Here is a 1,335-nt window from a genome sequence, read left to right as displayed (position 1 = left end):
ATTATTGATCGTCTTTATCGATCAAATCAATTTGTAGTGCTACACTCCAGACCTTTCCGAATCCGCTGATTTTCATAATGTTGAAGTTATTCGCTAAGTACACATCGATCGGTGTTCTTAACACGCTTATTCATTGGGGCGTATTTGCTTTTTGTGTGTATGGGATGCATACGCATCAGGCGCTGGCGAACTTTTCCGGTTTTGTTATCGCAGTATCGTTCAGCTTCTATGCCAATGCGCGCTTCACCTTTAACGCCAGCACCACCACGCTTCGCTACATGATGTACGTGGGATTTATGGGAACACTGAGCGCCGTTGTTGGCTGGATGGCTGACAAATGTTCCCTGCCGCCACTCCTTACTCTTGTCACCTTTTCAGCTATCAGCCTGACATGCGGATTCATTTATTCAAAGTTCATTGTCTTTAGGGATGCGAAATGAAAGTCTCGTTAGTCGTTCCGGTCTTCAATGAAGAAGCCACGATACCTATTTTCTATAAAACGGTTCGCGAGTTTGAAGAGCTAAAACCGTATGAAGTTGAGATTGTTTTCATCAACGACGGAAGCAAAGATGCGACTGAATCAATAATTAACAAAATAGCTGCATCTGATCCGCTCGTTATTCCGCTTTCGTTTACGCGAAACTTCGGTAAAGAACCTGCTCTTTTCGCGGGTCTCGACTATGCAACCGGGGATGCGGTCATTCCTATTGATGTCGATTTACAGGATCCGATAGAAGTTATCCCCCATCTCATTGAGAAGTGGCAGGCTGGCGCGGATATGGTGCTGGCTAAGCGCTCAGACCGCTCAACTGACGGGCGCATGAAGCGTAAGACAGCTGAATGGTTTTATAAGCTGCACAATAAAATCAGCAATCCGAAAATTGAAGAGAACGTCGGTGATTTCCGGTTAATGAGCCGTGAGGTTGTCGAAAATATTAAATTAATGCCCGAACGCAACTTGTTCATGAAGGGTGTGCTCAGTTGGGTTGGCGGAAAAACGGATGTTGTTAAATATGCCCGTGCCGAACGCGTGGCCGGTGATTCGAAATTCAACGGCTGGAAATTATGGAATCTGGCGCTCGAAGGGATTACCAGCTTCTCAACTTTCCCTCTCCGCATCTGGACGTATATCGGGTTAGCTGTCGCAGGTGTTGCATTTCTGTATGGTGCCTGGATGATATTCGACACTCTGGCGTTCGGTAACGCCGTGCGGGGATACCCGTCACTTCTGGTGTCGATACTGTTTCTTGGTGGCATCCAGCTAATCGGCATTGGTGTACTCGGCGAGTATATCGGAAGAATTTACATTGAAACCAAAGCAAGACCTAAATATAT

2 protein-coding genes are annotated in these 1,335 nt (G+C 46.2%); both read left to right on the top strand.

What is annotated here, in order from left to right; genetic code table 11:
- The first annotated feature begins 77 nt into the window (after positions 1–77).
- The gene (locus ACH0VJ_RS22530; RefSeq protein WP_000915525.1) at positions 78–440 is read left to right on the top strand and encodes a GtrA family protein; all 363 of its coding nucleotides are present in this window, start codon (positions 78–80) and stop codon (positions 438–440) included.
- The coding region (locus tag ACH0VJ_RS22525; protein ID WP_023196387.1) for a glycosyltransferase family 2 protein at positions 437–1,335 on the top strand (899 nt) is incomplete at its 3' end. The genes ACH0VJ_RS22530 and ACH0VJ_RS22525, both read left to right, overlap by 4 nt.

This window comes from Salmonella sp. 2020_1459 (assembly GCF_043847915.1).
Taxonomy (GTDB): domain Bacteria; phylum Pseudomonadota; class Gammaproteobacteria; order Enterobacterales; family Enterobacteriaceae; genus Salmonella; species Salmonella enterica.
This window is presented reverse-complemented; position numbering and strand designations above follow the sequence as displayed.